The following is a 4,907-nucleotide window of genomic DNA, read 5'->3' as shown; positions in this document are numbered from 1 at the left end:
GATCATCCTGACGCTGGGGGCCGCCTGGCTGCCGCCAGCAGCGGCCGCCGAGACGGTGAGCCTTGCCGGCCGCGTTCAGGAGGAATTCCAGTTGCAGGGCGAGGACGGCCAGCTCTATGATCTGGCCGAGACCATCAAGGGGGAAGATCTGTCCCGCCACCGGGGCAAGGCCGTCCGTCTCCAGGCCCGGCTGACCCAGGTGGACGGCCTGCCGGTCCTGACCGTCCTCACCTTCGAGGTGCTGGACCCGTAGCCCGCCAGCCGCCTCCCTTGCCGCAAGACCGGACGCTTCACCTCCATCATCGCCATTACGATCGTGCACAAGGAGCAACGACCACGCCATGGACACCACCGAAGATCTTTTCCTGGAAGAGGAGCCTCCAGGGACAGGGAACGTCCCGGTTGCCCCCCTCACCGTCTCCCTCCCGCCCTGCCCCGCCGGCACCAGCGCAACTGAATTCCGCCGCCGCCATTTCCCCGCAGCCACCGAGGCCGAGTGGTCGAGCTGGCGCTGGCAGATCCGCCACCGCATCACCACCCTGGACGCCTTGCGCCGGGTCTGCCGCCTCACCAGCGAGGAGGTCAATGCCGTCCTCCTGTCCCGGGCCGCCCTGCCCCTGGCCATCACCCCGTACTACGCCAGTCTGCTGGATCCCGAAGGGCCGGCCCAGGCCCTCCGGCGGACCGTGGTGCCGGTGGTTGCCGAGCATCTGACCTGCCCCGGTGAGGCCCAGGACCCCCTGGATGAGGAGGGAGACAGCCCCCTACCCGGCCTGGTGCACCGCTACCCGGATCGGGTCCTCTTTCTGGTGACCGACTTCTGCTCCACCCACTGCCGCTACTGCACCCGCTCCCGGCTGGTGGGCCGCAACAGCGAGGGCCGGCCCGACCGGCAGCGCTGGCAGGCGGGCCTGGATTACATCGCCCGCCATCCGGAGATCCGGGACGTGCTGGTTTCCGGCGGTGACCCGTTGACCCTCCCCGACGAGCAGCTGGACTGGCTTTTGGGGAGCCTGCGCCGCATTCCGCATCTGGAGCTTCTGCGCCTGGGCACCAAGGTGCCGGCGGTGCTGCCCCAGCGCATCACCCCTGGCCTGGTGCGGGTGCTGCGCCGCCATCACCCGCTGTGGATCTCCATCCACTTCACCCATCCCGACGAGCTGACCCCGGAAACCGCGGCAGCCTGCGGCCGGCTGGCCGATGCCGGCATCCCTTTGGGCAGCCAGACCGTGCTCCTGGCCGGCATCAATGACGAGCTTTCTGTCATGCGCCGGCTCTTCCAGGGCCTGCTGCGTCTGCGGGTGCGGCCCTACTATCTCTATCAGTGCGACCCCATCCTGGGCTCCGGCCACTTCCGGACGCCGGTGGCCCGGGGCCTGGCCATCATCGAAGGCCTGCGGGGCCATACCAGCGGCTACGCCGTGCCGCACTATGTCATCGATGCGCCGGGGGGGGGCGGCAAGATCCCGCTCCTGCCGGAGACGGTGATCGGCCGGGAGGGCCAGGATCTCCTCATCCGCAACTACGAGGGTCGGGTCTTCCGCTATCCGGACGCCGGCGGCAGCGCGCCGGCTCTCACCACCAGCGGGGTGGTGCAATGAGGGTGGGCCTGACCTACGACCTGCGGGATGACTACCTGGCTGAGGGCTACAGCGAGGAGGAGACGGCGGAGCTCGACCGGGCCGACACCATCGACGCCATCGAGGCCGCCCTCCGGAGCCTGGGGCATGCCACCGACCGGATCGGTCACGGCCGCCAACTGGTGGCGCGGCTGGCCGCCGGCGACCGCTGGGATCTGGTCTTCAACCTTGCCGAGGGCCTCGCGGGATCCGGCCGGGAGGCCCTGGTGCCGGCCCTTCTTGACCTCTACGCCATCCCCTACACCTTCTCCGATCCCCTGGTCCTGGCCCTGACCCTGGACAAGGCCATGACCAAGCGGGTGGTGCGGGATCTGGGGCTGGCCACCCCGGCGTTCGTGGTCGCGGCCAGCCCCGAGGACCTCGCCGCCGTCAGCTTGCCCCTGCCGCTCTTCGTCAAGCCCCTGGCGGAGGGCACCAGCAAGGGCATCAGCGCCCGGAGCCGGATCACCGAGCCGGACGCCCTGGCCCAGGTGGGGGGGGAGCTTCTCGCCCGCTTCCGGCAGCCGGTGCTGGTGGAGACCTACCTGCCGGGCCGGGAGCTGACGGTGGGCATCCTGGGCACCGGGGCCGAGGCCCGGGTGGCCGGGGTCCTGGAGGTGGAGCTGCTGCCGGCAGCGGAGCCGGAGGTCTACACCTACGCCAACAAGGAGCGTTGCGAGGAGCTGGTATCCTACCGGCTGGCGGCGGACGACCTGGGCCAGGCCGCGGCCGACCTGGCGCTGGCGGTCTGGCGGGGCCTGGGCTGCCGGGATGCCGGCCGGGTGGATGTGCGGGCCGATGCCTTCGGCCGCCCCCAGTTCATGGAGATCAACCCCTTGGCCGGACTCCACCCCCAGCACTCGGATCTGCCCATCATGTGCACCCTGGCCGGCGTCTCGTACCCAGAGCTCATCGCTGCCATCATGACCTCCGCCGGCCGGCGGCTGCCGGAGGCGACGCCGAGGGTGCGGCCGTGACCCCGCCGGCATCCGGCGCCACCGTCGCCCTCCTGGCCCCCCCCATCCCTGACCACGCCCCACCCGACGAGCTGGATGGCCGCATCCAGGCCCAGGCCGTCACCGCGGCCCTGACCGCCTTGGGCCACCCGGTGCAGCCGGTGGCCTTTTCCCTGGATCTGGCCGGGGTACAGCGGCAGCTGGCCGCCGTGGCCCCGGACCTGGTCTTCAACCTGGTGGAATCGGTGGCGGGCCAGGATCGGCTGCTGCCCCTGGCACCGCTCCTTCTGGAGGCCCTGGGCCTGCCTTTCACCGGCTGCGGCAGCACCGCGCAGGCCATGACCGGCAGCAAGCTGGTGGCCAAGCGTCTCCTGACCCAGGCCGGCCTGCCCACCCCGGAATGGCACACCGCGGCTGACCTGGAGCAGCCGGCGACCACCCTGGCGGCGCCCTCTTTCATCATCAAGTCGGTCTGGGAGCACGCCTCCCAGGGGCTGGATCAGGGCGCGGTGCGGGCGACCCGGGATGCCGCCGCCCTGGCCGCCGCTCTCCGGGACCGGCGGCGGCAGCTGCCCGGGGAGCTCTTTGCCGAGGCCTTCATCCCGGGCCGGGAGATCAACCTCGCCCTTCTGGAGGATGAGGCCGGCTGCGTCCAGGTGCTGCCCGCCGCGGAGATCCTGTTCCAGGATCTGCCCCCGGGCCACTGGCCCATCGTCGACTACGCTGCCAAGTGGCATCCTGACTCCTGGGAGTACCGCGCCACCCCGCGCACCCTGGTCACCGCCGCCAGCGACCGCCCCCTGGTGGCCGAGCTGGCCGGCCTGGCCCGGGCCGCCTGGCAGCTCTTCGGTCTTGCCGGCTATGCCCGGGTCGATTTCCGGGTCGACCCGCAAGGCCGGCCCTTCATCCTGGAGGTCAACGCCAACCCCTGCCTGGCCCCCGATGCCGGCTTCGCCGCGGCGGCCGGTCAGGCCGGACTCTCCTATGCCACTCTTGTCGGCAGGATCGTGGCCGCTGCCTTGCGGCCAGGGCGAGGAGGCGAGCCGTGACCGGGATCCTGCCAGGCCTGGTGCTGCGCGACACGGTTGCCGCAGCCGACGTGGAGCGGATAGCGGAGCTGGTGGCGGCCACCGGCTTCTTCTCTGCCGAGGAGACGGCTATCGCCGCCGAGCTGGCCGCCGAGGCGGCCGCCCGAGGGGCGGCCAGCGGCTACCTCTTTCTCCTGGCCGCGGCAGGGGATAGGCTTGTGGGCTACACCTGCTACGGCCCCATTCCCGCCACCAGCGGCTCCTTCGACCTGTACTGGATTGCCGTGGCCCCGGATCGGCACCGGCAGGGCCTGGGCCGCCGGCTCCTGGCCGCCACCGAGGCGGCGGTCCTGGCCACCGGCGGCCGGCGACTCTTTGTGGACACCTCCTCCCGGCCGCAGTATGCGCCCACCCGGGCCTTCTACCGGGCCTGCGGCTTCCGCGAAGTGGCGGTGGTGCCCCATTTCTACCAGCCGGGGGAGCACAAGGTGATCTTCGCCAAGCATCTGGTAACGCCTTGCCGTGCAAGACGAACCGCAGAATGTCCAACAAGGAATGACGAAGGTCGAAGGGACCTGTAATTGACGTTTCAGAACAGTTCTGCCGGTCCCTTCTGCGGTTGGACATTCCTTGCCCGACATTCGTTGTTCCTTCGTTAGCGCCAGCCTCCCTGGTCACCGTCCGGAGCCCGCTGGCGGCGGCAGCCGGGGACGGCCGGATTCCTCGTTGCATCGCCACGCCAAAACAGGCACAATGCCTTCTGGATTGATCCCCCGTCCTTTCGACACCGGCAGGTCGTCATGGCCCTGACCAGCTTCATCCGGAAACGCTTGAGCCGCCAGATCCTGGGCGCCCTGGTGGCGGTGGTGGCCCTGACCATGACTGCGGTGATTCTGCTGGCCGCCGGCTACCAGCACCGGGCCATGCTGGAGGAGATGACCCTGTTTGGCGAGGAGGTGGCGCAGCTGGTCATGGCCGGCATCCGCTACCCCATGGCGGTGGGCGACCGGCAGGCCGTCCGGGAGCACATGACCGGGCTCAAGGACAGCCTGACCGGGGTGGAGGTCTTCATCTGCGATGCCCAGCAGCGGATCGTCTTCGCCACCAACCCCAGCCGCCTGGGTCGAGCCTTCGCCGACTCGGTCAGGGACGATACGGTCTGGCCGGCCCTGGCCCACGGCCTGGCCAGGGGCGGCCCGCCAGGCCGTACCGTGGAGGAGCCGGGAGCCCGGCCCCTTCTGGTCCACACCCGGCTGATCGGCAACCAGCCGGAGTGCTACCGCTGCCATGGCGCCGAGGAGCGG

6 protein-coding genes are annotated in these 4,907 nt (G+C 70.7%); all 6 read left to right on the top strand.

What is annotated here, in order from left to right:
- Nucleotides 1–253: hypothetical protein (locus tag AB1634_18660; protein MEW6221535.1), on the top strand; the 253-nt coding region annotated here is incomplete at its 5' end.
- 88 nt (nucleotides 254–341) lie between these two features.
- A complete protein-coding gene (locus tag AB1634_18655) occupies nucleotides 342–1,601 on the top strand; it encodes a KamA family radical SAM protein (protein MEW6221534.1) in 1,260 nt (419 codons plus the stop codon).
- On the top strand, nucleotides 1,598–2,596 hold the full coding sequence (locus AB1634_18650; protein MEW6221533.1) for a D-alanine--D-alanine ligase: 999 nt from the start codon (nucleotides 1,598–1,600) through the stop codon (nucleotides 2,594–2,596). Before AB1634_18655 ends, AB1634_18650 begins: the two co-directional genes overlap by 4 nt.
- Complete coding sequence (locus AB1634_18645; protein MEW6221532.1) at nucleotides 2,593–3,624, top strand: D-alanine--D-alanine ligase; 1,032 nt, start codon at nucleotides 2,593–2,595, stop codon at nucleotides 3,622–3,624. Before AB1634_18650 ends, AB1634_18645 begins: the two co-directional genes overlap by 4 nt.
- Nucleotides 3,621–4,184, top strand: a complete 564-nt coding sequence (locus AB1634_18640) for a GNAT family N-acetyltransferase (protein MEW6221531.1) — start codon at nucleotides 3,621–3,623, stop codon at nucleotides 4,182–4,184. Before AB1634_18645 ends, AB1634_18640 begins: the two co-directional genes overlap by 4 nt.
- 219 nt (nucleotides 4,185–4,403) lie before the next feature.
- Nucleotides 4,404–4,907: hypothetical protein (locus AB1634_18635; GenBank protein ID MEW6221530.1), on the top strand; the 504-nt coding region annotated here is incomplete at its 3' end.

It is taken from the genome of Thermodesulfobacteriota bacterium, from assembly GCA_040755095.1.
In the GTDB taxonomy this organism is placed as follows: Bacteria; Desulfobacterota; Desulfobulbia; order Desulfobulbales; family JBFMBH01; genus JBFMBH01.
The sequence above is the reverse complement of the archived record's forward strand: the minus strand, read 5'-3'. Positions and strand labels throughout refer to the sequence as shown.